Source organism: Echinicola vietnamensis DSM 17526 (assembly GCF_000325705.1).
GTDB classification, from domain to species: Bacteria; Bacteroidota; Bacteroidia; order Cytophagales; family Cyclobacteriaceae; genus Echinicola; species Echinicola vietnamensis.
Genome location: NC_019904.1, coordinates 1261634 through 1285243, shown reverse-complemented (window position 1 = coordinate 1285243; position 23610 = coordinate 1261634). Strand labels below are relative to the sequence as shown.

The window sequence follows — 23610 nt, the reverse complement described above, 5'->3', positions numbered from 1 at the left end:
GTATCGAAATTTACAAACGTGCCTGCCCGTTCAAAGGAAATTTACAGCCCTATTCTTAGAAATCCAGTGGAAAAAGGGAGCTTTTTGGTCATCGATTGAAGCTGCTTTAGGGTGTTTGCAGCTACTAATTTAACTTTTATCTATTCAAACGGCAATAAAAGTTTGATTTCTGTGCCAATTCCTATAATTGAAGAGACCGTCAGTTTTCCACCAATGGTTTCGATGCGTGATTTTAGGTTATGGAGCCCCATTCCTTTGGAGCTGTCTTCCACATCAAAACCATTCCCATCATCCTTGACCGTGACGCTCAAGCGGTCATCCTTTTGGTCCAGGGAAATATAGACCATGGAAGGATCCGCATGCTTGATGATATTGTTCAGGCACTCTTGAATGACGCGGATCAAGACGAGCTTTTTATCCTGATCAAGCGCCAACGATTGGGCGCTTGTCTCAAATTGCGTCTTGCAAAGACCCGATTTTTCAATCTTTTGAAGCTCTCCACGGATAAAATCCTCCAACTTCACTTCTTTCACCCAATCGAGGTTTAGTCGCTTGCTCAAGGAACGAACCTCCTTGATGGCGTGGTTTATCAATCGCTTTCCCTCCGAATAATTCTCTTCGTCTGGACTGTTTAATGTCAATTTGGCCAGCGAAAGAATCTGACCAAGATTATCATGCAGCTCTTGCCCGATAAAGGAAAGGGTCTGGTCCTGAATTTCTTTTTCTACCTTCAGCATGGTCTTGTCATATTCTGCCTTAAGATTTTCCATCTTTTGGCGATTGCGAAGCTGCTGCTGGCGATGAAGCAATACCATTACGATGATGAACCCACTCATCAGAAGCATCAGGATAATCCCACTGAAGACAATGAAGAAAATCTGTGTAGGTTCGTAATTCATATTACTTATTTTTTAAAGATCAAGGGTGCATAATAGGCAAATCCAAAGATAAGGTACATCAAGCCCGCCAAAAAACGGTTTACATTTCCCAATAATTCCAACAGTTGCAGCTCCATGGTGTCAAAATACCGAATGGGCATAAAGTATACGAATCCTGTGCTATAGAAAAATAGGATGGAAGTGGTAATCCAAAATTCGGGAACAGAAAGGATGTTTACATTTTGATAGCGCTTGAGGCGGAAAATATCGAAAAAAAACCAAATGCAACACGATAGGATCAGTAACACCGCTACGGCGAAGCTTAGGTTTTGGAATTTCTCCATGATGTCCTGAACAAACAAGCTGTTTATCAAGCCAATAAGTATAAAAGCAGTCAATCCGATCCTGATCAAGCGCTTGCCTTTTTTCGTCATCAACCGGTAGAAGTACAGTACAATAAGGATGGTTTCCAAGTAAACAAAAAACACATTGTAAACCACCAAATTCGGAAGATGATGTTTTTCTACCAAGTAATTGGCTACGTACTCAAACATCAACACGGTCAGGAGCAATCCAAAAAGCAATTTATGAGAACCGCTTCTGGTACGTAATTCAGGAAAAAAAAACACCCCCGCACAAGTGATCGTCCCCAAGAGAATGCTAAATAAGTAAACGTTAAATCCCATAAAATGACATGATCAATTAAAAACAGTGGTAAACTGCCCAAGACCAAGGGCAATCCACCACCAAAAATCGCTAAATCTACGGTATATCGGTAAGCAATCGCTAAAAATTACCGTCACTTCCTTACCGAATTTTCAGAACATTAACAATTTGGAGGACAGAGTCTTCCTCCGTTTTCAGCTTCATCTTCCTCATCTTCCCCATCATCTTCCTTGAGGGTCATGGCTTCAAAATTTCTCATGTCCGCAGCTTTTTTGTCCAGATCACCTTCGTTACACGGAACCATCGCCAGCATCATTCTCCCTACATACTCCGGCCCAAGAGACTCGGTAAAACTTTCGTCATATTCGCCAAAATAAAACTTGATCCCGCCTTTGGACTCATCGGTTTGCTTAAGGACTTTTTCGATCAATTCCCTTTCAAACCAAATCCAGCGGGTTTGGTTCGTGATTTCGCCTTTCACACCCAAGCCGGGCTTACCACTGCCCACTTCGCTCCGGTACTTTCTGGTAACGGCTTTGAATTGTTTTTTGGTGAGCTTGTTTTTTTTTGCCATATCATTTTATGTTTTTTGGTGATAAATTATATCGTGTTAGAAAAATAGTCCTTTTTTACCTATTTATGGACATTAGCCCTCCAATTCCTTTGTTAGGCCAGCTTCTTCTCAAATATATTGGGCGTGTAAAAAGCCAGGCCAAAAGAAAGGTACATGACCCCGGCAATAATCCTGTTCAGTTTGGTCCAGGCGATGATAATATCCAGATTCGCTGATGCATAAAACTCCATAAAGCCAAACAAAGTAAGCGCCTCCACATAAAAGAAAGTAATAAAGGCCACGATCCACAAATGCGGAATACTGAGCAAATCGGCCTGGGAATATTTCTCCAACCTGATGACGCTATAGAAAAACCGAACCGATAATCCCAAAATCAGCAAGCCCATAGGAAGTAAGCTGTAATACTGGAAATGTGTCTGAATCGGCTGAATAAACAGGGAATTATACAGCCCCCAGACCATCGCTACACCAAAAAGGACAAAGTACAGCCTCCGTAGCTTTTTCTTGTGCTCTAGTAAGGAGAAATAGTATACGATGAGATATGATTCAATGTATATCCAACAGACATTGTAAAGCAAAAGATTATTGATCTGCTTACTGGCGGTATATTCACCCACTGCTTCTAGCAAAAACACAAACAAGAGCGTAATCAGCAGTAGCTTGTGGGTAGACTTGTAAGTTGGTTTGTTATAAAAATAGCAGATCACACCCCCCACTAAACTGCAAAGAATGACCCCTAAATACGCGATTTGACTCATTTTTTGATCCCCTTCGTTAAATCCATCTCCGTAAAATCTAAAGGATTTTACTTTTTATTTTTCCAATATGCTAAATTACGGGCTTTGAAACTGGGAGGAAATACCATGATCATGGTATTTTTTAGCTATATGAATGGTTCAATATGATAAAAGAAACCTATTGATGCCGGATTATGGCTACGGGGAGGGCACCATGATGTATAAAAATAAAAGGCACCCTGTCCTCAAACAGGGTGCCCCAAATATGCCTAAAAAGCTCAGGTAACTTAGGCTACCTTCTCGGCTTCTTCTTTTTCTTGGGCAATTTCTCTTTTCATCAGATCCACGACAATTGGCGTAGCGATATAGATGGAAGAGTAAGTACCGACAAGTACCCCTACAAACAATGCAAAAGAGAATCCTCTCAACACTTCACCGCCAAAAATCAGCAATACAATCACCACGATCAAGGTGGTGAATGACGTGATCAAGGTTCTGGCCATGGTTTGGTTGATGGCATCGTTAAACATTTTTACCAACTTCGAGGTACCGCGGTTAGTGATATTTTCCCGAATACGGTCAAATACAATTACGGTATCGTTTATGGAGTAACCAATAACGGTCAACATCGCCGCGATAAAGACTTGGTCGATTTCGAATGTCGCACCAAAGGCACTGGCAATCGCAAAAGCAGCCACCACAAACAAGGTGTCGTGTGCCAACGCAATGATAGAAGCCAGCGAATACTGCCACTTACGGAACCTTAACAAGATGTAAAGGAAGATCGCAACCAATGCAAAGAACATGGCCTCCATGGAGGAGTTCTTAATGTCATCTGCTACCGTCGCTCCTACTTTAGAAGAACCGGTAATGGCAAAAGAACTGTCTCCCATCTGGGCTACCTCATCCACAAAACTAAAGCCCGTCACATCGGCAATGCCTTCACGGACCTTGGTCGCTACTTCACTGTTGGCCTCATCGGAGTCGTCATTGATCAGGTAGGAAGTGGTGATCTTGATGACATTATTAGAGCCATAGGTCTTGGCTTCTACAGAGCCGTCAAAGGCTTTGTCCAATCCCGTTTTCAGGTCAGATGCAGCCACCGGCTCGGCAAATTCCACGATATACGAACGACCACCTGTGAAATCCACACCAAATTTCAATCCATTGATCACCGCAAAGGCAAGGCCGATGATGATGATCCCTGTAGAAATCAAGTAAGCCACTTTACGCTTCCCAAGGAAGTCAATGTTAAGGTTGCTGAACAGGTTTTTGGCAAATGGCGAAGCGAAGGAAATCTTGCTTTGCTCACCTTTCTTGCTCATCCAGTATACGATCACGCGCGTGATGAATACCGCAGAGAAAAAAGAGGAAGCGATACCGATCATCAATACGATCGCAAAGCCTTTCACAGGACCTTGGCCCAGGGCGTAAAGAATGGCACCTGTCAAGAATGTGGTGACATTGGAGTCAAGGATGGCACTGAATGCCTTGTTGTAACCACTGGTAATGGCCTGTAGCAATCCTGCCCCAGCTGCCAGTTCCTCTTTGATCCTCTCGAAGATCAAAACGTTGGCATCAATAGACATCCCGATGGTCAACACGATACCCGCGATACCCGGCAAGGTAAGTGCCGTGCCCAGCTGAGCCAGGATTCCCAGGATAAAGAAGATGTTGAACACCAATGCTGCAATGGCCACAAAACCGCCTTTGGCATAATAGGCAATCATAAACAGCACGACGATCACCAAGCCGGCCACCATGGAATTGATACCCTGTGCTTGGGCTTCCTTACCCAAGGTCGGGCCGATAATGGCTTCTTCTACGATATTTGTAGGTGCAGGCAAAGTACCTGACTTCAAGATATTGGCCAAGTCTTTGGCTTCTTCAATGGTGAAGTTACCAGTGATTTCAGATTGGCCACTTGGGATTTCCCCAAGGATATTTGGTGCTGTGTATACATAATTGTCCAACACCACTGCGATTCTTCTGCCGATATTTTCGGCAGTCATTTTTCTCCATTTTCTGGCTCCATCAGCATTCATGCTCATGCTTACCGCAGGATTTGAACTTTGATCCAGCACTTGCTTGGCATCGGTGATCACATCCCCTTCCAAGGGTGCCTGTTCTGTCCCTCTTGGCGTTTCCATAGCATGAAGCTCCAATAGCTCCTCACCATCTACTTCACGGGGCTTCACTGACCACATAAAGGTCAATCCACGCGGAAGCAGCGGTTTGATGTCCTCTCTGTTCAGGATCCGGTTAATGGTCACCGTATCCTTCACGTTATACACCAATCCGTAATTGGCTTTCAATAGGGAGAAAAGCGGAGAAACTTCAGAAGACAAAGAATCGGTCTCGTCACCCCCTTCGGCAAGTTGCCGCTCCAAGTCGGTCATGGTCGTATCAGACGCAGCACCGGTGGTATCTGCGTCGGCGGAAGCAGCGGCCGCAGGCTTGTTGGCCTTAGCTTCAGCCACTAAAGCGGCATTGATTCGTTGGAGGGCATCGCCGTATTCATTGATCTCAGCTACTCGCCAAAACTGAAGCTTGGCCACCCCTTGAAGCAGGTTTCTCACCCGCTCTTGGTTGTCCACCCCTGGCAGCTCAATTTGAATCCTGCCAGTACCTTGGATCCGCTGGATGTTTGGCTGGGAAGTTCCAAAACGGTCGATACGCGTTCTCAGGATATTGAAAGAACGGTCGATGGCGTTTTCTACTTCCTCATCGATGATGCTTAGGATTTCACTGTCGGAAGATTCCAAGGAAATCCTTCCGCGATTGGCAGCGGTAGCATAGATGGTGTTCAATTGCTTGTCACCGGATTTTTCTTTCCAAGCGGCATAGAACAGGTCTACAAACTTCTCGTTGGAAGTTTTGCTCAGCTCTTCAGCTTCGTCCACAGCTGCATTGAATGCTTCGTTCTTGCTGTTTCCGGCAAGGCCTTTTACGATCTCTACTGGAGAAACTGCCAAGGTAACGTGCATACCCCCCTGAAGGTCCAGCCCCAGTCCGAGCTCGGTTTCCTTTACTTCTTTGAAGGTATATTCGATTCCCAGGAAGTTGTACACTGGCTCGCGCCAGATCGAATCCAGGTAAGATTGCTTTTTAGCGAAATCAAGATTGCCTTCTGCGTCTGTTGCATAGGCGATCGCGTCCTTTTGGACATTACTCGAAACGTAGGTAAATGACAGATAGTACAAGCATAAAGCCGTAACAATCACTGTCAAAAACACAATGATCCCTTTGTTTTGCATGATTTACTTAAATGAAATAACTATAATTATTGTTGATTGAAATTCAATAGAGAATGATCAGCAGGTAATATTGTCTGCTGTAGAGAGCGAAAAAAGGTGGGTTATGGTGCATTAGGAGCCACTATCTGCTCCAACAATACTTCCAAAAAGTGACTCGGATATCGCGCCATGGTCGCTTGTGGTATGGCACGTTGCTCTTCAAAGCCTATAATTTCATAGATCAATTTCATGGTGCTGGTAGCAACTAAACTGGCAAAAGGCGCCACAACAGCATCCGCTGCTACATCCAAAAATGTTTGATTGTCCTGATCTTCATCTCCTGATTGCTGGGAATATTCCACTTGCACAGCCTCAGCAGTACAATCCTCAGCACCCAAAAAATATTGCGAATTGGAAATGATAAAGCAGCAAATAGCCACCAAAAGGACAGCCATCCTTTCGCGAATTATATTTCTATTTGTGCCTTTCTTACCATTCATAGACAGCAAATGTAGGTATTTTTTAAAACAAAAGCATTTTTTACAAAAAAATGTTGTGCCGTCAGCTCCATCAAACCAGATGGGAAAATGGCCTGCGATAATCAGTGCCTTGGGACTACTCCGCTGACTTGGATGGGTTTTAGCGGGAATCTGTGGGGAATAGAAAAGCCCATGCCGCTAAAACAGGAACCCTTGGACCCATGATTTAACCATGGGATTCCCCCATGGCTATTGTCATGACGCCCCGCCGAGGCTGGTGTAAGCAATCTGTGGAAACAATCAATCGACACGAAAAGACATTGGGCACAACCCTTTCATGCCAGGACATGCACTTGGTGACTTTTCGTCTTTGTGGCGTTTTAATGTAGCCGTGGTCTTACCATGAAGCATATTGGCTGTACCAGCCGGATCCGCATGCCGACATTTTAATACCTTCATATCTGTATTCTTCCTTTTTCTCCGCTGACTTGGATGGGTTTTAGCGGGAATCTATGGGGAATAGAAAAGCCCATGCCGCTAAAACAGCAACCCTTGGCCCCATGATTTAACCATGGGATTCCCCCATGGCTATTGTCATGACGCCCCGCCGGGGCTGGTGTATGCAATCTGTCGAGACAATCATACGACACGAAAAGACATTGGGCACAACCCTTTCATGCCAGACCAGGACATACACTTGGTGACTTTGTGCCTTGGTGGCACTTTTATTTAGCCGTGGTTTTACCATGGGGCATGCGGGCTTACCAAACCGTCAGCAAAAGGTGAAAAGATTCCATTCTTCCATCCATGGTTTCCGCATCAGATCACTTACTTTTGGACTATGATTGATTTTGATTTTACACCAAAGAGCTACTTTGATGGCACGGGGCCTTCGGCGCTGCTGGCGAAACTATCCTATCCGGAAAGCCAATGGGGAGAGGAAATCAGCATATATGCCGCTCCACTCGATGGAAAAATCTATTTTGAGGTGGTCGATTTTTATGGGAATGATTTTGCCGTAAAGCCAGAAGAATCCGACCATCCACTAAGCCTTCAGGAGTTTATATTTCTGATCGAGACCTTGGAAGTAATTGACCATGGTGCTAAAGGAGACATGAACATCACCCTTTCTGGAATTCCTGAAGCAAAAAGTAACGTTTACCCCCAATTGCAGGGATATTTTATAGAAAAACGTAAAAACTTTGGAATGCTCTAGGCGCTATACATCCCAAATGGTGGACGTGGTACCGTTTTGTACATGGTTGGTCTGGCACCAATACTCATAGGTCTCAAAATCAATACAGTCCTGAAGTTCCATGCCTTGATAGCTTATTTGCTTGATACTGGAGCCGGGCAAAAAACTTCTCAGGTCATTGGCCTGGTCGATGGTCAGTTGGGAAAGTTGCACGATACGCTTGTTATCGATCAGAATAGGTACAAGTTTCATCATGGTAAGCCGAATTCTTTCCATAAAGAAACAATATAAAATCAAAATATTGATTAACAACAAATTACATTACTGTTAATTTAACCAAAAACTTTTCTTAAACGTTGCTTCATGACCAACCTAATCCTCGTCATTCTTTGCCTCACCATCGGAATACTGCTCCAACGGGTCAAGGAAATGCCCGATAATGCCCCAAAGACCTTAAATACCTACCTTATTTATATTGTACTTCCGGCGCTGGCATTGCTTCATATTCCGGAGACGGCGCTCTCCTTTGAGCTGTTGCTGCCCGTCCTGACCGCTTGGATAAGTTTTGGGCTTTCTTGGCTGATTTTTGGAACCTTGGGCCGGAAGTTTTCCTGGAGCAAAACCACCACGGGATGTCTCATCATCGTCCCCGGACTGGCCAACACCTCATTTATCGGCTTTCCCATCATCGAAGCCCTTTATGGATCAGAAGGGCTAAAGATCGCTTTACTCGTAGACCAAGCAGGTTCATTTATCATCGTGAGCAGCATCGCCATCATTGTGGCATCCATCTACGGTCATGGTAAGCAGCGCAAGCGGGACGTTACCAAAAAAATACTGACCTTTCCGCCCTTCTTGTTTTTCTTGATCGCTATTGCCATGAATATCGACCAAGTAACACTAACGGGAATTCCTCATGAAATTCTGAAAGCATTTGCCGCCACCCTTACCCCCATTGCCCTGATTGCCGTAGGCCTTCAAGTAAAGATCAACGCCCAGACCCTTTCCTTGAAAGCCCTTTGGTATGGCTTAGGCTATAAATTGATCCTTATGCCGGTATTGATTTTCATATCCTACCGCTGGATCTTTAACCCTGATGATATACTCTATAAAGTCAGCGTCATGGAAACCGCCATGGCTCCCATGATTACGGGCTCCATCATCGCCATTAACCACGACCTCAACCCCAAACTGGCCTCATTACTGGTCGGAATCGGGATTCCGCTTTCCTTTGGGACGTTACTGGGTTGGTACTATTTGGTAGGATGATTTTTTTCATCATCCAGCAACGTGGATCATGCGGTTCGGTTGATTTGGATATTGGATAACTGCCAGGCCGCTTGGAATGCCTTAAGCAAAAGAAAGTAAGGCAGCCATACGCCACGTCAAGCGGTTTGGTGAATGGCCGTTAGCAAACAATCAATCGCCCCCTTTTTCACCCCTCACCAATGATCCTTTTGCCCATGGCAACTATCAGAAAAATTGTGTTAGGAGTCCTTCCAAAGAATATTCCATCAATGGATAAAAATTGTCGGATTTTTTCTATTTATTTTTTTACAAACGTTGATTCGCATTCAAAATTGTTTGTATCTTTGACGGGCAAATAGGGTTCCTTAACCAAATTTGCCATGAATCTAAACACCGATAAATTCCTCTTTGAAGCACTTACCTACGATGATGTGCTTCTGGTGCCGGGATACTCAGAAGTATTGCCGCGAGACACCAACACTTCCACTCAACTTACCAAAAAAATCCGGCTGAACATTCCCTTGGTTTCTGCAGCTATGGATACCGTCACTGAAGCGGAGCTGGCCATTGCCATTGCGCTGGAAGGTGGATTGGGTTTTGTCCATAAAAACATGACCATCGATCAGCAAGCCGCTCAGGTGCGCAAGGTGAAGCGTTCCCAAAGTGGGATGATTTTGGACCCAATTACCCTGCAAGTGGATGCCAAAGTAAAAGACGCTGAGGCCATCATGCGGGAGTACCATATTGGTGGCATCCCTGTGGTGGACAAGGATAGAAACCTGAAAGGTATCATTACCAACAGGGACTTGCGTTTTATCAAGGACCAACAAAAGCCTGTAAAGGAGATCATGACGGTGCAAAACCTGATCACTGCCAAAGCTGGCATCACCCTAGAACAGGCTGAGGAAATTCTCCAAGAGCACAAAATCGAAAAACTTCCCATTGTGGATGAGGAAAACAGGTTAACTGGCCTCATCACCTACAAGGATATCCTGAAAAGAAAGGATAAACCGAATGCCTGTAAAGATGAATACGGCAGGTTAAGAGTGGGTGCAGCAGTGGGCGTTACCGCAGATATTGTAGAGCGTGTCCAGGCCCTTAAGGACGCAGGTGTGGACGTGGTATCGATCGATACTGCCCATGGCCACTCCAAAGGCGTAATCGATACGTGCAAAAAAATAAAAGAAACCTTCCCAGACTTGGAAGTAATCGTTGGGAACATCGCTACTCCGGAAGCAGCACTTGCCCTGGCCGAGGCTGGAGCCGATGCCGTGAAAGTAGGTGTGGGCCCAGGAAGTATCTGTACCACGAGGGTCATTGCCGGTGTAGGCGTACCTCAGCTGTCCGCGGTCTTTGAATGTGCCAAAGCGCTAAAAGGTTCTGGTGTACCGGTCATTGCCGATGGTGGAATCCGCTATTCCGGTGATTTGGTAAAAGCAGTTGCTGCAGGTGCCAGCTCCATCATGATCGGATCATTGCTGGCTGGAACCGAAGAAGCACCCGGTGAAATGATCATTTACCAAGGTCGTAAGTTCAAAACCTATCGGGGCATGGGCTCTTTGGAAGCCATGGAATCAGGTTCCAAAGACCGCTATTTCCAAGATGCCGAAGACAATATCAAAAAGCTGGTTCCCGAAGGCATCGTAGGCCGGGTAGCCTTCAAAGGACTCGTATCCGAAGTGCTTTATCAGCTAGTCGGTGGTCTCCAAGCAGGTATGGGCTATTGTGGCACCAGCACGGTGGAAGACTTACAGGAAAATGGCAAATTCGTAAAAATCACTGCTGCAGGTGTGCATGAATCCCATCCTCACGACATCAATGTCACCCGAGAAGCTCCAAACTACAGCTTGAAAGGATAATAAAATTAAGATATTATGGCAAAGAGGCTATCCAAAATTGGATAGCCTTTTTACTTTTTGCTAGCCTTGTTGATCCGTGCTCGTAACGAGGGATCCAGCAGGGAAAATGGGTATGGATAAATGTTTCATTGACGAGGTCACCATAGGTTTCCCCTTTGGCCAAAGATGCCATCCTTTCCTGTGTTGGCTCAGCACATCCCATGCTCAATACTTCTGGGGATGATTTTCGACATGTCTTATGAAAGAAAATTTCACACCGCTAAAACGATGCTTTTCCTCCATCCGCTCGAATGCGGCTAAAACGGAAAACGTTGAATGGGTTAATTCACCATGGGCTTCACCTATGGCTATGAATGTGCCGCCCCTTTGGGGCTAACTTTCGAGTTTACATTATACACAATGCCATGGATTTGCTACGCCTTAAGCATCCTATCTGTGATTATCAATGTTCATCCGTGGCCAAACAGCAGCCAAAGGTAGCAAAGAACATATTTACCCATCGAAATAGGCTACCCCCCATCTTTTCTGCTTGATCTACTTCTACCGCCAACTTCTTACTTGAAACCCCGATATTCCTGCAAGCATCCCTTCGTTTTCACGGATTTTTGACGTTATTTCGAGGCATGGATTGGCAATGGATTATCGATGGTTTTGTCGCAGGGCTTCAGCAAATGACTTGGCTAGAGGCATTTGCAGTGGTTTTTGGCATTGCCAGTGTCTTTTTTTCCATGAAAGAAAATATTTGGGTCTATCCCACAGGCATTATCAGCACGTTGATTTATGTGTGGATTTGTTTGCAGGTGAAGCTTTATGCCGACATGGGCATCAATGCCTATTACTTTTCCATGTCCATTTATGGCTGGTACGTTTGGACCCACCCTAAGCCCGGAAACGCCGTATTGCCGGTCACCTGGCTCAAATGGAAAGGCTGGATCTCCGCCATACTGCTATTGATCGTTTCCTATGGCATCCTCTACCTTGTCCTTTCCACTTATACCGACAGTGATGTGCCGTATTGGGATTCGTTTACGACATCCTCTGCGTTCGTCGGCATGTACCTGATGGCCAAAAAGAAAGTGGAAAACTGGATTGCTTGGATCATTACGGACTTGGTGTCTGTACCCCTCTATTTTTACAAAGGACTGGTGCTTACCTCGTTTCAATTTTTGTTTTTTACGGTACTGGCCGTTATTGGCCTAATCGCGTGGATTAAATCAGCAAAAGCCTATGCCAAAGCAGCCTAAAAAGATTGTCGTCATTGGTCCGGAATCTACCGGCAAGAGCACTCTTTCGGAGGCATTAGCGGCACATTATGGCGTGCCATGGGTTGCAGAATATGCGCGGGAATACATTGAGCAGCTGGACAGGGAATACCGGTACGAAGACCTCTTGGAAATAGCCAAAGGCCAAATCAACCGGGAAGAGCAAAAGTTAAAGCAAGCCAAGTCCTTGCTGTTTTGTGATACCGACCTCCACGTAATCCATGTTTGGAGTGAATACAAATACCACAAAACTGCCGATTGGATCATGGAGCAAATTGCACAGCGACACTATGATCTTTACCTGCTGACGGATATCGACATCCCTTGGGAAGAAGATCCACAGCGTGAATACCCCGATCCCGAAATGAGACGATTTTTCTACGATTGGTATGAGCGCTTGATGAGCACTGCCAATGCTCCCGTGGTCAACATCTCCGGTAACTTGGATCAGCGGCTCAGCAAAGCAATAACCGCCATCCAACATCACCTGGGCAAAGGGGTATGACCTTTCGCGTCCTGTGAAGAAGTCAGGGTTCCATCTGCAAATGCTTCAAAAAATTGACCAATGCCGTCTGCCCATTGGGATCGGCATCCCATTTTGGGCCAATATACAGCTCGTTTCTTACCAAGAATTTGATGTAATATTTAACGACAATCCTGTCCGGATTTTGGAGGCCTGAGGGGTTCAGCCCCATGCTCTCCATCAAGTCGGCTTCCCGGCCTTCCACACGTGTCAGGACAAATTGGACGCGATCATCGATCAACTGTTCATCAGAACGGATTTCTGTAAGAAATTCCGTCTGATGGGGATAATATTGCTCAAAAATACGGGTCAAATTTGCCTTTTCTGCTTTTTGGGCCGCAAGGGCTTCCTCCTCGGACTTACCATAGAGGTCATAGCGGTATTTGGTGAGCAAGGCCGTCTCCCCACTGGCTCCTGATAGCGGAATCCCCAATTTAAAGATGTCCAGGTTTAAGGGATTTTTGGCCACAAAACGTGCCGAAACAGGGATGTTGCTGGATGCGGTATTGCTCGCCGCCTGTCCACCTCCGACGAGAGGAGGCAAGAAAGTGGGCACATCCAATGGCATCAGGTTTTTACTGCGTACGCCCTTTCCTGCTGCGACAAGGCGTTCTTGGAGCGTCTCCAGGTCAGAGGAATGGATGCTCCAAGGGCTCGCTGAAGGGATAATGGTTTCATTTCCGGAATATTCCAGCATGTTCAAGTAAAAATCACCATTCCCGACGCGCGTCAGGATAACGATATTTTTGATCAGGCGCTGGCTGAAGGTCTTGGCATAGGCGCGCTGGATTTCCTCGGAGAGGGTTACTTCTTCCAGTTCATAATAGGCCACTGGATCCCCACCTGCTTCCACCAAGGCGGGATGAATTTCTTTGGCAATGCCCTCCCACTGCATGATAGGCCGCGCACCAGGCGCAGTGGATACAAACACGATGGCCTTTCCATCCAAAAAATAATCAGGCAGTTGACTTTGGCAAAAAATTTGAAATGACACCATAAAAAATGAAATCAGGAGCAAAAGTGATTTTAAGCCGAAAGGCAATAATTCGCTATATTGCATGAAACTTATCCTTGATTTTTTGAGCATATTTGTCAGCAAATGTTCGTTTGGAAAATTCACGGAGGCTTCGCCAGCGTTAGACCTTACCAAAAGACTAAATTAGTATTTTCATTGATATACTTTATCTCTAGCCATGCATAATCCCATGAGAATGCCAAAAATCATCGTTTTGATGCTCTTTATCCTCAGCCCTTTGTGCGTTTCCGGCCAGCGGATCAATCGCGCCCAACTGATGGAGGATTTTCAATTCCTGGCTTCTGATGCCCTGGAAGGCCGGGCACCTTTGACCGAAGGCAGTAAGAAAGCGCAAAAGCTGATCAAAAGTCGGTTTGCTGCCCTTGGGCTGACCAGCCAATACGATGATTTTACCCAGCTCTTTAGCTTTGGGAAAGGAACAAAAGTAGAAAATGCCGCCAATATCGTGGGCTTTGTCCCTGGCACGGAATCGGATAAAATCATCGTGGTCACGGCTCACTACGACCATTTGGGCAAAAAGGACGGTAAAATCTATAACGGTGCAGATGACAATGCTTCCGGAACGGCGGCCTTGATAGCCATGGCCACTTATTTTGCAGAAAACCGCCCGACACATTCCATGATCTTTGCAGCCTTGGATGCAGAGGAGATGGGCCTCCAAGGCGCCAAAGCCTTGGTCCGTGATTTTCCGTTTCCACTGGAACAAGTCATCCTAAATATCAATATGGATATGATAAGTAGAAGTGATAAAAATGAGATTTATGCCTGTGGAACCCATCATTATCCACAGCTAAAACCCATTTTGGAAGAAGCAGCAAAAGGCTCCAAGGTAACACTTAAGCTTGGGCATGACCTCCCCGGATCGGGACATGACGACTGGACGAGTGCTTCTGACCATGCCCCCTTCCATGCAAAAGGCATCCCGTTTGTGTATTTTGGAGTGGAAGATCACCCTGATTACCACCGCGACACGGACACCTTCGATAAGGTAAACCAAGATTTCTATTATCACGTGGTCCAGTTGATCCTCAACAGCGTAATGGATTTTGATCAGGAGATAAATTAAAATTTTTAGTATTTAATATAACTTAAATCAATATATTAACGATTAGTTTACCACTAATCGTTTTTTTATGCCCAAACAGCGGATTCTAGCCCTCGACGTCTTTCGGGGAATCACCATATTTGCCATGATCCTGGTCAATAATCCCGGCTCATGGTCACATGTTTATGCGCCCTTGTTACACGCCAAATGGCACGGCTGTACTCCCACAGACCTGATATTTCCTTTTTTCTTGTTTATCGTCGGAGTGGCCATAGAACTCTCGCTTGGGGGCCAACTAAAAAAAGGGACTCCAAAAGGTTTCCTGCTCAGGAAGTCATTGATCAGGGCACTGAAGTTAATCGGCTTGGGCTTACTGCTGACAGCCATTCCCTATTTTGACTTGGCACATCTTCGGTTTCCCGGAGTCCTTCAGCGAATTGGCCTGGTGTATTTTATCAGTACGGTGATGTATTTGTATTGGTCGCCAAAGGCATTGGTATTTTCCTCTGGCATCCTTCTGATCGGCTATTGGCTATGCATGACCTTTATTCCGGTACCGGGCATAGGTCCTGCCAACCTTGAACCGGGCACCAACCTCGCGGCATGGATAGACCAACAGGTACTTACCGGGCACATGTGGTCCCAGACCAAAACGTGGGATCCGGAAGGCTTGTTTTCTACGTTACCTGCCATTGTCACTTGCCTGCTGGGAGTGGCTTGTGGAAAGATCCTCACCGGAAATTCTTCCCACAAAGCGCGCCTGACCAAATGGGGAATTGCCGGAGTGACCTTGGTCTTTGGGGGCCTCGCTTGGTCGCTGTTTTTCCCCTTGAACAAAGCCCTCTGGACCAGCTCCTTCGTGCTCTATACTGCTGGATGGGCATTTTTGGGATTGGCAGCTTGTTATTGGATCTTAGATGTCAAGGGCTGGAAAAAATGGTCCCTGCCTTTTGTTATTTATGGAATGAATGCCATCACGGTGTTTTTCCTGTCGGGTGTGATCGCCAAACTGTTTGGATTGATAAAAGTGAATTGGGAAGGAACACGCGTCAGTTTGAAGCTCTTCTTACAAGAAGCGCTTTTCAATGGATGGCTCGCGCCAAAAGATGCTTCTCTCTGTGGGGCTATTCTAATGATGATCATCCTGTTTATCCCTGCCTATTTTATGTGGAAAAGAAATATTATCATCAAGGTGTAGTGGATTGGAAGGCTTAAAAGCCAGCTCGGATCATGATAACAGTCCCTGACTTCCCGACTCGAAATCAGGAACGCCTAAGATCGGGATGCTTACTTATGCCAATCCCGCCTCCTGAAAACCAGAACCGCTAATACCGCCAAACAGCCCTATCACTCCGTCCAACTCATAGGATAACGCTTATCCACATATTGGAGGGCTTCTTGGGTCAGCTGCAAGGGCCTAAACGTATCGAGCATCACCGCAGTTTCCTCGGTCTTGGTAGCACCAATGCTCTTTTCCACCATGCCTGGATGTGGGCCATGCGGAAGGCCGCCCATGTGAAGGGTAAAGGATCCCTTTTGAATGCCCTTTCTGCTCATAAATTCCCCATCCACGTAATACAGCACCTCGTCGGAATCTATATTGGAATGATTGTAAGGGGCAGGAATGGATTGAGGGTGATAATCAAATAGCCGGGGCACAAAGGAGCAAATCACAAACCCTGCCGATTGGAAGGTTTGGTGCACGGGTGGTGGCTGGTGAATGCGGCCAGTTATAGGCTCAAAATCGTGAATGCTGAGGGCATATGGATACAAATAACCATCCCAGCCTACTACATCCAAAGGGCTATGTTCGTAATGATACGGATAAAGATGCCCGTTCTTTTTGATCTGAATGAGGTAATCACCCTTTTCTTCCTCCACCACCAACCTATCCGGCACACGAATGTCCCGCTCACAATAGGGAGAATGCTCCAGCAGCTGCCCCACATCATTTCGGTACCTGCGGACAGTTTCTATGGGATTGGAAGCCTCAATGATCAGGAGGCGAACCTTTCCCTTTTCCCATTCAAACCGGTAAATGGTGGTCCTGGGAATTACCACATAATCACCCGCCTTCACGGCTAATCGGCCAAACTGTGAAAAAAGCACTCCGCTACCTTCATGAATAAAAATCACTTCATCTCCATCGGCGTTTTTGAAGTAATGGTCCATTTGTGGATGTTCAGGGATGCAGATTCCCATCATCACATCGTGATTTCTGAGCAGGATCTTGCGGGCACTCAGGTAATCTGCGCCCGTCACGGCCACTGCTGAGGTATCGAGGTGCGTTTGTTGGAGGCCATAGTCGCTTGCAATTTCCCATGAAAAGGGAAAGGGCTGTCCCATCGCCGTCACCCGGTTGGGGTTGTGGATATGGTACAGGGTGGCATAAATACCCGAAAAGCCTTTTGAGCTTACAAGTTCCTCCTTGTAGAGGCTGCCGTCCGGTTGACGAAATTGCGTGTGTCTTTTTGGAGGGATTTCACCTAGTCGATGATAAAATGCCATAGTTTATTTGGGTTTATAGCGCTATTACAATTTACAAAATTCTCACCATCTCTTGCTACCCTCTCTCCAATTTTGTCCATCTATAACCGCTGGTATAATAAATCGAACAAAATCCTTTTACCGCTGAACAAAACCTACATCAAAATGAATTGTTTAACTATAAAGCCATTATGGCACCACCGATTCCAGATGCATCTTTACATGAACCGTCTTGAACCTTTTATACAAATTATACAAAAAAATCAATCCCGCAGGAATTGGCCTCCATGGGCCAAGGTTACACCACCAAATTACCTTGGTGAAAATAGACCATTCCTGAACAGATTGCCTTGCGGAACCTGTTCCATTACTTATCCGTTGGTATTCACCAAGATCCTTCAAATTTCCATTTCACTATTAGCGCCAATCTTAAATAACTGGTTAATTTTACTTTTATGAAACGCTTACCCTATTGCCTATTCCTATTTTTGCTAAGTGCTTTTCCCCTAGCCTTAATGGGCCAAACGTCCCTTACGCTTATCGATGCGGAAAGTGGCGAAGCCATCCCTTCGGCAATCGCCAACTTGGATAATGGAACCAAACACATCTCGGATGAAAGGGGGCAGATCTCACTGGATTTGGCCGAGAAAACCAATGCCTTGTTTACGCATATTTCCTACGAGCCCTTTCGGGGCATCATTATTCCAGACAGTGCTGCCACCATCAAGTTGATCAAAAAGACCAACAGCCTATCAGCGGTCACCGTCACCTCCTTCGAATCAGAACGGGGATTGATGGAACAGGCGGCGGCTGTCAGCAAAGTGGACCAAGCCGAACTATACCGCTTTAATGAAACTGCCATCGTCCATGCATTGAACACCAAGCCTGGCATTCGTCTGGAACAGCGGGCTCCCGGCAGCTATCGCGTTTCCATTCGAGGTAGTTCGCTGAGGGCACCATTTGGCGTTCGCAATGTAAAAATCTACTGGGATGGAATTCCCTTTACCGCACCCGATGGCACGACGGCCCTAAATCTCCTGGACCTTACCAACATCCAGGGCGCTGAGATCATCAAAGGCCCCGCAGGAAGCATCTATGGCGCTGGAAATGGCGGGGTGATTTCCTTTACTCCTGGAAGTGTCACCCAAAATAAAGCGGAAGTTTCCACCATGGGTGGGAGCTACGGCCTGCTAAAATACCGGGTCGGGGTGGACCAAATGCTGGAAAGCGGAAGCCTTTCGGCCAGCTATGTAACACAACAATCAGACGGATATCGGGATCACAGTGCGCTGGACAGGAGCGTGTTTCAGCTGCAGGGAAGGTTTGAGCCATCCGACCACCAACGCCTTACCACACAGCTCCTTTACGCGGATCTGTTTTATGAAATTCCCGGAGGGTTGACAGCAGACCAAGTGGCCGAAAATCCACGACAAGCCCGACCGGGTGCTGCAGAACAAAATGCTTCTATCAAGCAAAAAACCCTTTATGGCACCCTCTCCCATCATTATGAATTTAACGATCACTGGAGCAATCACACCACCTTATACCTTCAGACCACTGACTTCGAAAATCCCTTCAACTTGGATTACAAAAGGGAAACCCAATACGGGTATGGTGCCAGGACCCGGTTTACGCTGGATGACCAGTGGGGTGCATTCCCGGTGCGGGTACTTTTTGGTGGAGAATATCAATTTGCCAATACCAGTGCACAGAACTTTGGCAATCGCAATGGCCAAGCGGACACGATCCGGTTTGCGGATGACCTGATCACCACACAGGGCTTCCTTTTTCAGCAAATTGAGATCAATTGGACGAGTTCCTTGCTGATGACAATTGGTCTAAGTGAAAACTTTTCCCGCTACGATATCACCAGAACGGTAGATGCCAGCCCATCAGGCAATCCGTATGCGGCCGCACGGACATTTGATCCAGTGGTGGTGCCGAGAATCGGGCTGTCTGGGCAGCTGACGGCCAATGCTGCGGTATACGGCAGCATCAGTTCGGGCTTTTCGCCACCTACCATCGATGAAGTCCGCACCAATGAAGGCAGCATCAACCTCGACCTGCAAGCAGAAAAGGGAATCAATTATGAAATTGGCTACCGTGGGGAATACTTGAACGGCAAGGTACAGTTGGATGCCAGTGCCTTTTTCTTCCAGCTGGACGAGACCATCACCACTTATACCAATTCCCAAGGAGTGGTCTTGTTCCGCAATGCCGGCGCCACTGATCAGAAAGGCATCGAGGCGCAGCTGGACTATTACCTGCTCCAGCATCCCATGGGCTTTATCCAAGAACTGAAGTTGGGCCATTCCTATTCCTTTCATCACTTTCGTTTCAAAGATTACGTCAATGATGGGGAAGATTTTTCCGGAAATGCCCTCACAGGGGTGCCCCCACACAATCTGGTCAATAAGTTAGACCTTATTTCCAGAAATGGCCTTTACCTGAATGTGACGTACCAGTGGGTAGATGAAATTCCACTGACCGATGACAACACCGTCATGCAAGATCCCTACCAGCTGATGAATGCTCGGCTGGGATGGCGCAAAAACTTCGGAAGTGCCTGGCAAGTGGAACTCTTCGGTGGGGTGGACAACCTGCTCAACGAACAATACAGCCTTGGAAATGACCTCAATGCCTATGGTGGGCGCTATTTTCAACCTGCTGCAGCCCGCAATTATTACGGAGGGGTAAAAGTAAAAATGAGGTACTAACGTGATCTTGCACATGGCCGCCACACCCATCCACCCTGGAGAATGCGGGTTTTGAATGGAAACGGGTGTGGCGGTCTTATCAACTGAGGAAAACACAATGCCTTGCCATCGCGCCTCCACATTTCTACAGGATTGACCATTCCTAATACCCCATTACCAGAAGGCCATTCCTTGACCGTTTCAGGTTAATAATTGTCTGAATATGGTTATTTTTAACTGTAGTATTGGAAGGCCTTTGGACTAAAAGGCTCAACACCACCATCATCAATCATAACACCACTATGAAGAAGTTAACCTTTATCGCATATTGTACCGCCTTGATGCTGCTTGGTCATCTTGGCCAAGCGCAAGATTCCCTATTGGACATCGACCGGATATATTCTGGAGAATTTCAGCAGGAAGGGATGAGCGCTTACCAGTGGATTGACAATGGAGACGCCTATGCCGTGGTCGAGCGGGCCGCAGATGGCAACCCGCAAATTGCGAAGTACCAAACCTCTTCAGGTGAAAAAAGTCTTTTGGTAACGGGAGAGCAGCTGGTGCCCGATGGTGCCGATGGCTCCATCGGTGTGGAGCGCTTTTCCTTTTCGCCCGACAAGACCAAGCTCTTGATTTTTACCAATAGCTCCCGCGTATGGCGGGCAAATACAAAGGGTGATTACTGGATATTGGATTTGGAGACGGAAGAACTCCGTCAGGTAGGCCGTAAATTTCCAGCGTCCTCCTTGATGTTTGCCAAATTCTCTGCCGATCAACAGCATGTCGGTTACGTTCAGGATTTTAACCTTTATGTGGAAAACATTGCCAGTGGAGAGGTGACGCAGCTCACCAAGCGGGCTAATGAGGCCATCATCAACGGTACCTTTGACTGGGCATATGAAGAGGAATTTGGGGCACGGGACGGCTTTCGCTGGAGTCCTTCCAGTGAGCATTTGGCCTTCTGGAATTTTGATATCTCCGGTGTCGGAACCTTCTATATGATTGATAATATCGATTCCATTTATTCCAAACCCCTTCCCATCCAATACCCCAAAGTAGGCCAGGATCCTTCTGCAGTCAAGCTGGGCATCGCTGACCTGAAAGGAGAAAATATCCACTGGGTGCCGATTCCGGGCACTGCAAACCAAAATTACCTTCCGGGCATGCAGTGGGTGGATGAAGAAACACTGCTCATCCAACAGCTCAACCGCCATCAGAATAAACTAACCGTATGGAAATACGATTTGGGTACCGCTGCCCTGGAGCAGCTTTATGTCGAAACTGAGGACACTTGGGTGGATATCTACTATCCGGATGTTTCGGCAGGAGGATGGGAAGAAAATGACCTAAAGCTAATAGACGATAACAAGGCTTTCTTGCGGATGACGGAAGACGATGACTGGCGTCATGTTTACCGAGTGAATATTGCTACTGGAGAAAAAACACTGCTGACACCTACTGATTTTGATGTAGCCTCTATCGCAGGAGTAACGGATAAGGCCATCTATTTTCATGCCTCTCCGGAGAATACCGCCCAGCGATTTCTCTATCAAGCCAACTGGAAAGGAAAGGTCAAGCGGGTAACGCCAGCCGAAATGGCTGGGATAAACCTGTACAACTGCGCTCCCAATGGGAAATTTGCGATCCAGCAACACGATGAGGCGTTGGCTCCTACGCGATACTCCTTAATCAGCTTGCCAGATCATAAGCCCATTCGGCCATTGGTAACCAATACCCCCTATGCGCAACAGCTGCAAGACCTGGCCCTTCCAGAAGTAACCTTTTTCCAAGTCACCACCGAAGAAGGTGTCCCCATCGATGGGAGAATGATCAAGCCGGTGGATTTTGACCCGGAAAAGGAATATCCTGTGCTTTTTCATGTGTACGGTGAACCTTGGGGTGCGGTGGCGACGGACAATTTTATTGGCCTATGGAACATCATGTTGGCCCAAAAAGGCTATATCATCATCGATATGGACAACCGCGGAACTCCTTGCCTGAAAGGCAGTGAATGGCGCAAAAGTATCTATCGAAAAGTAGGCCGGATCAATGCAAAGGACCAAGCTTTGGCAGCCAAAGCAGTCTTCCAGCAGTTTCCTTTTGTAGACGCTAGCCGTGTCGCCGTCTGGGGATGGAGTGGTGGTGGCTCCATGACGCAAAACCTGCTCTTTAAGTATCCAGAAATCTACCATACCGGCATGGCGGTGGCAGGAGTATCCCTGCAGCTGATCTATGACAATATCTACCAGGAACGGTATATGGGGCTACCCAAAGAAAACATAGCAGATTTTATCGAAGGCTCTCCCATTTCCCACGCCAAAGGCCTGGAAGGTAACCTCCTCTTGGTCCACGGCACCAATGACGACAATGTCCATTACCAAAGTCAGGAATTATTGGTCAATGAGCTGATCCGTCAGAACAAGCAATTTGACATGATTGCCTATCCAAACCGATCCCACGGCATTTATGAGGGCATGAATACGCGTCGCCATCTTTACACACTCTTGACCAATTACCTGATGGAAAAGGTACCGATAAATCAATGATCACAGGGAAATGCGCTTCCGGATCCGGCTGAGGGCTTGGGGAGTAATGCCAATATAACTCGCAATATACTTCAGGGGTATTTTACGAATCAATTCGGGCCGTTCCGAGAAGAGGTTAAGGTATCGTTGTTCTGGAGCATCCTCCAAGAGGGCCAGTTCCCGCTTGGCTTTCTTCAAAAACAACCCTTCGGCTGCATGCCTTCCGATACGCTCTCCTACATCGGTATTCGCATAAACCGCTTGCAAATCAGCATGGGTAATGCTCCAAACGGTGGTTTCTTCAAGCGTTTCAATCGTATAGTTACTTGGCGAATGGGTCAAAAATGCATCGTAGGCACTCATGAATTCTCCGGCAAACGAAAAACCAAATGTCAGTTCCTGTTCTCCCGGAATATAGTACCGCACCATTCCTGTTTGGATAAAGGAAAGGTATTCCTCAGGTTTACCAGCAGCGGTGATGGGGGATTTGGCAGGAAAATGCCTTTCCTTTAGTTTTTGGGCAAAATACAGCCAGTCCTTATCGTTCAAGGGCACTTGTGCTTCGAAAAATCTTCTGATGGCTTCCATGGGACTGGGTAAAATCCAAAGGGCTATGCGATAAGTATGCTATTCTAAAAATGCTTTTTCCACTCGATAATTCACGAGCTCGAGGCCATTGACGACTTTGGTGTTTTCCTGGACCATTCGAAAACCCATCTTTTCAAAAAAAGGCACGGCCGTCTTACTGGCATCTGCTATGATCTCCGCTGAATGATTCTTTTTTGCCTGATGCTCCAATGCTTTTAATAGTCTTTCGGCCAAACCCAAACGCTGATATTCATGCTGGATATACATAAAATCAATGTAATTGTCATCCTTCAATGCACCAAAACCTACGATCTTTTCATCATATTCGGCTACTAGAAAAAACTCTTCTTTGAGGGCTTGCTGCCACCTTGCCTCATTGATGACAGAGGATATCCAAGCTGCAATCTGCTCCTCGGAATAATCGTTCTTACAGGAATTTTGGATCGTTTCCACGTACAATTGCTGGACTTTTATCATATCATTTAGTTCAGCTTGTCGAATAATTATGTCGTAAGCATTCATATCGGGGTGATTTTATGGCTCATGAAAGACATTTACCTGTAGATTATTAGTAAA

At 46.4% G+C, this 23610-nt stretch carries 20 protein-coding genes; 9 read left to right on the top strand and 11 right to left on the bottom strand.

Going from position 1 to position 23610, the window contains the following annotated elements; translation table 11 throughout:
* Positions 1 to 140: 140 nt before the first annotated feature.
* The 6 genes from ECHVI_RS05450 to ECHVI_RS05425 all read right to left on the bottom strand — a co-directional run bounded on the left by ECHVI_RS05450 (position 141) and on the right by ECHVI_RS05425 (position 6546).
* Positions 141 to 899 carry a sensor histidine kinase gene (locus tag ECHVI_RS05450; RefSeq protein WP_015264956.1) on the bottom strand — a complete coding sequence of 253 codons (759 nt, stop codon included), beginning with the start codon at positions 897 to 899 and terminating at the stop codon, positions 141 to 143.
* A 5-nt stretch (positions 900 to 904) separates the two neighbouring features.
* A complete protein-coding gene (locus tag ECHVI_RS05445; RefSeq protein ID WP_015264955.1) occupies positions 905 to 1564 on the bottom strand; it encodes a hypothetical protein in 660 nt (219 codons plus the stop codon).
* Between the two features lie 140 nt (positions 1565 to 1704).
* Positions 1705 to 2118, bottom strand: coding sequence for a hypothetical protein (locus ECHVI_RS22900; RefSeq protein WP_015264954.1), 414 nt, complete (start codon positions 2116 to 2118; stop codon positions 1705 to 1707).
* 92 nt (positions 2119 to 2210) lie between these two features.
* A complete protein-coding gene (locus tag ECHVI_RS05435; protein WP_015264953.1) occupies positions 2211 to 2876 on the bottom strand; it encodes a hypothetical protein in 666 nt (221 codons plus the stop codon).
* Positions 2877 to 3142: 266 nt separating this feature from the next.
* A complete protein-coding gene (secDF, locus tag ECHVI_RS05430) occupies positions 3143 to 6112 on the bottom strand; it encodes a protein translocase subunit SecDF (RefSeq protein ID WP_015264951.1) in 2970 nt (989 codons plus the stop codon).
* A gap of 101 nt (positions 6113 to 6213) precedes the next feature.
* Positions 6214 to 6546 (bottom strand): hypothetical protein, encoded by a 333-nt coding sequence (locus tag ECHVI_RS05425; protein WP_245553432.1) that lies wholly within the window; start codon positions 6544 to 6546, stop codon positions 6214 to 6216.
* Between the two features lie 865 nt (positions 6547 to 7411).
* On the opposite strand from ECHVI_RS05425, the gene ECHVI_RS05420 reads away from it, so the two are divergent.
* Positions 7412 to 7786 (top strand): hypothetical protein, encoded by a 375-nt coding sequence (locus ECHVI_RS05420; protein ID WP_015264949.1) that lies wholly within the window; start codon positions 7412 to 7414, stop codon positions 7784 to 7786.
* Between the two features lie 3 nt (positions 7787 to 7789).
* On the opposite strand, the gene ECHVI_RS05415 is transcribed toward ECHVI_RS05420, so the two are convergent.
* Positions 7790 to 8020: a hypothetical protein gene (locus ECHVI_RS05415; RefSeq protein ID WP_041739481.1), complete on the bottom strand. Its 231-nt coding sequence runs from the start codon at positions 8018 to 8020 to the stop codon at positions 7790 to 7792.
* Between the two features lie 108 nt (positions 8021 to 8128).
* On the opposite strand from ECHVI_RS05415, the gene ECHVI_RS05410 reads away from it, so the two are divergent.
* The 4 genes from ECHVI_RS05410 to ECHVI_RS05390 all read left to right on the top strand — a co-directional run bounded on the left by ECHVI_RS05410 (position 8129) and on the right by ECHVI_RS05390 (position 12639).
* Entirely contained in the window at positions 8129 to 9034 is a 906-nt protein-coding gene (locus ECHVI_RS05410; protein ID WP_015264947.1) for an AEC family transporter, read from the top strand.
* Between the two features lie 359 nt (positions 9035 to 9393).
* Positions 9394 to 10872, top strand: coding sequence for an IMP dehydrogenase (gene guaB / locus ECHVI_RS05405; RefSeq protein WP_015264946.1), 1479 nt, complete (start codon positions 9394 to 9396; stop codon positions 10870 to 10872).
* Between the two features lie 623 nt (positions 10873 to 11495).
* Complete coding sequence (pnuC, locus tag ECHVI_RS05395; protein ID WP_015264945.1) at positions 11496 to 12116, top strand: nicotinamide riboside transporter PnuC; 621 nt, start codon at positions 11496 to 11498, stop codon at positions 12114 to 12116.
* Entirely contained in the window at positions 12100 to 12639 is a 540-nt protein-coding gene (locus tag ECHVI_RS05390; protein WP_015264944.1) for an AAA family ATPase, read from the top strand. The genes pnuC and ECHVI_RS05390 overlap by 17 nt, the downstream gene beginning before the upstream one ends.
* Positions 12640 to 12661: 22 nt before the next feature.
* Here the strand turns inward: ECHVI_RS05390 and ECHVI_RS05385 are convergent, their stop codons facing one another.
* Positions 12662 to 13717, bottom strand: coding sequence for a hypothetical protein (locus tag ECHVI_RS05385; protein WP_015264943.1), 1056 nt, complete (start codon positions 13715 to 13717; stop codon positions 12662 to 12664).
* 151 nt (positions 13718 to 13868) lie between these two features.
* Between ECHVI_RS05385 and ECHVI_RS05380 the strand changes: the two genes are divergently transcribed.
* Both ECHVI_RS05380 and ECHVI_RS05375 read left to right on the top strand, forming a co-directional pair.
* Entirely contained in the window at positions 13869 to 14759 is an 891-nt protein-coding gene (locus tag ECHVI_RS05380) for a M28 family peptidase (protein WP_015264942.1), read from the top strand.
* Between the two features lie 67 nt (positions 14760 to 14826).
* A complete protein-coding gene (locus ECHVI_RS05375) occupies positions 14827 to 15936 on the top strand; it encodes an acyltransferase family protein (RefSeq protein WP_015264941.1) in 1110 nt (369 codons plus the stop codon).
* A gap of 149 nt (positions 15937 to 16085) precedes the next feature.
* Here the strand turns inward: ECHVI_RS05375 and ECHVI_RS05370 are convergent, their stop codons facing one another.
* Complete coding sequence (locus ECHVI_RS05370) at positions 16086 to 17246, bottom strand: homogentisate 1,2-dioxygenase (RefSeq protein ID WP_015264940.1); 1161 nt, start codon at positions 17244 to 17246, stop codon at positions 16086 to 16088.
* 434 nt (positions 17247 to 17680) lie between these two features.
* Here ECHVI_RS05370 and ECHVI_RS05365 point away from each other — a divergent pair, with 434 nt between their 5' ends.
* Both ECHVI_RS05365 and ECHVI_RS05360 read left to right on the top strand, forming a co-directional pair.
* Positions 17681 to 19942 carry a TonB-dependent receptor family protein gene (locus ECHVI_RS05365; protein WP_015264939.1) on the top strand — a complete coding sequence of 754 codons (2262 nt, stop codon included), beginning with the start codon at positions 17681 to 17683 and terminating at the stop codon, positions 19940 to 19942.
* A 281-nt stretch (positions 19943 to 20223) separates the two neighbouring features.
* Complete coding sequence (locus tag ECHVI_RS05360) at positions 20224 to 22467, top strand: S9 family peptidase (protein WP_015264938.1); 2244 nt, start codon at positions 20224 to 20226, stop codon at positions 22465 to 22467.
* On the opposite strand, the gene ECHVI_RS05355 is transcribed toward ECHVI_RS05360, so the two are convergent.
* Both ECHVI_RS05355 and ECHVI_RS05350 read right to left on the bottom strand, forming a co-directional pair.
* Positions 22468 to 23034 carry a Crp/Fnr family transcriptional regulator gene (locus ECHVI_RS05355; protein ID WP_015264937.1) on the bottom strand — a complete coding sequence of 189 codons (567 nt, stop codon included), beginning with the start codon at positions 23032 to 23034 and terminating at the stop codon, positions 22468 to 22470. It abuts the gene before it with no gap.
* 39 nt (positions 23035 to 23073) lie between these two features.
* Positions 23074 to 23556, bottom strand: a complete 483-nt coding sequence (locus ECHVI_RS05350) for a GNAT family N-acetyltransferase (protein WP_015264936.1) — start codon at positions 23554 to 23556, stop codon at positions 23074 to 23076.
* Positions 23557 to 23610 lie beyond the last annotated feature (54 nt).

Coding starts and splice junctions, on each gene's coding strand:
- ECHVI_RS05375 (WP_015264941.1), top strand. CDS start 14,827: ATGCCCAAACAGCGGATTCTAGCCCTCGACGTCTTTCGGGGAATCACC.
- ECHVI_RS05380 (WP_015264942.1), top strand. CDS start 13,869: ATGCCAAAAATCATCGTTTTGATGCTCTTTATCCTCAGCCCTTTGTGC.
- ECHVI_RS05415 (WP_041739481.1), bottom strand. CDS start 8,020: ATGATGAAACTTGTACCTATTCTGATCGATAACAAGCGTATCGTGCAA.
- ECHVI_RS05420 (WP_015264949.1), top strand. CDS start 7,412: ATGATTGATTTTGATTTTACACCAAAGAGCTACTTTGATGGCACGGGG.
- pnuC (WP_015264945.1), top strand. CDS start 11,496: ATGGATTGGCAATGGATTATCGATGGTTTTGTCGCAGGGCTTCAGCAA.
- ECHVI_RS05410 (WP_015264947.1), top strand. CDS start 8,129: ATGACCAACCTAATCCTCGTCATTCTTTGCCTCACCATCGGAATACTG.
- ECHVI_RS05385 (WP_015264943.1), bottom strand. CDS start 13,717: ATGCAATATAGCGAATTATTGCCTTTCGGCTTAAAATCACTTTTGCTC.
- ECHVI_RS05435 (WP_015264953.1), bottom strand. CDS start 2,876: ATGAGTCAAATCGCGTATTTAGGGGTCATTCTTTGCAGTTTAGTGGGG.
- ECHVI_RS05425 (WP_245553432.1), bottom strand. CDS start 6,546: ATGGCTGTCCTTTTGGTGGCTATTTGCTGCTTTATCATTTCCAATTCG.
- ECHVI_RS05350 (WP_015264936.1), bottom strand. CDS start 23,556: ATGAATGCTTACGACATAATTATTCGACAAGCTGAACTAAATGATATG.
- ECHVI_RS05370 (WP_015264940.1), bottom strand. CDS start 17,246: ATGGCATTTTATCATCGACTAGGTGAAATCCCTCCAAAAAGACACACG.
- ECHVI_RS05365 (WP_015264939.1), top strand. CDS start 17,681: ATGAAACGCTTACCCTATTGCCTATTCCTATTTTTGCTAAGTGCTTTT.
- ECHVI_RS05390 (WP_015264944.1), top strand. CDS start 12,100: ATGCCAAAGCAGCCTAAAAAGATTGTCGTCATTGGTCCGGAATCTACC.
- ECHVI_RS05360 (WP_015264938.1), top strand. CDS start 20,224: ATGAAGAAGTTAACCTTTATCGCATATTGTACCGCCTTGATGCTGCTT.
- guaB (WP_015264946.1), top strand. CDS start 9,394: ATGAATCTAAACACCGATAAATTCCTCTTTGAAGCACTTACCTACGAT.
- ECHVI_RS22900 (WP_015264954.1), bottom strand. CDS start 2,118: ATGGCAAAAAAAAACAAGCTCACCAAAAAACAATTCAAAGCCGTTACC.
- ECHVI_RS05355 (WP_015264937.1), bottom strand. CDS start 23,034: ATGGAAGCCATCAGAAGATTTTTCGAAGCACAAGTGCCCTTGAACGAT.
- secDF (WP_015264951.1), bottom strand. CDS start 6,112: ATGCAAAACAAAGGGATCATTGTGTTTTTGACAGTGATTGTTACGGCT.
- ECHVI_RS05450 (WP_015264956.1), bottom strand. CDS start 899: ATGAATTACGAACCTACACAGATTTTCTTCATTGTCTTCAGTGGGATT.
- ECHVI_RS05445 (WP_015264955.1), bottom strand. CDS start 1,564: ATGGGATTTAACGTTTACTTATTTAGCATTCTCTTGGGGACGATCACT.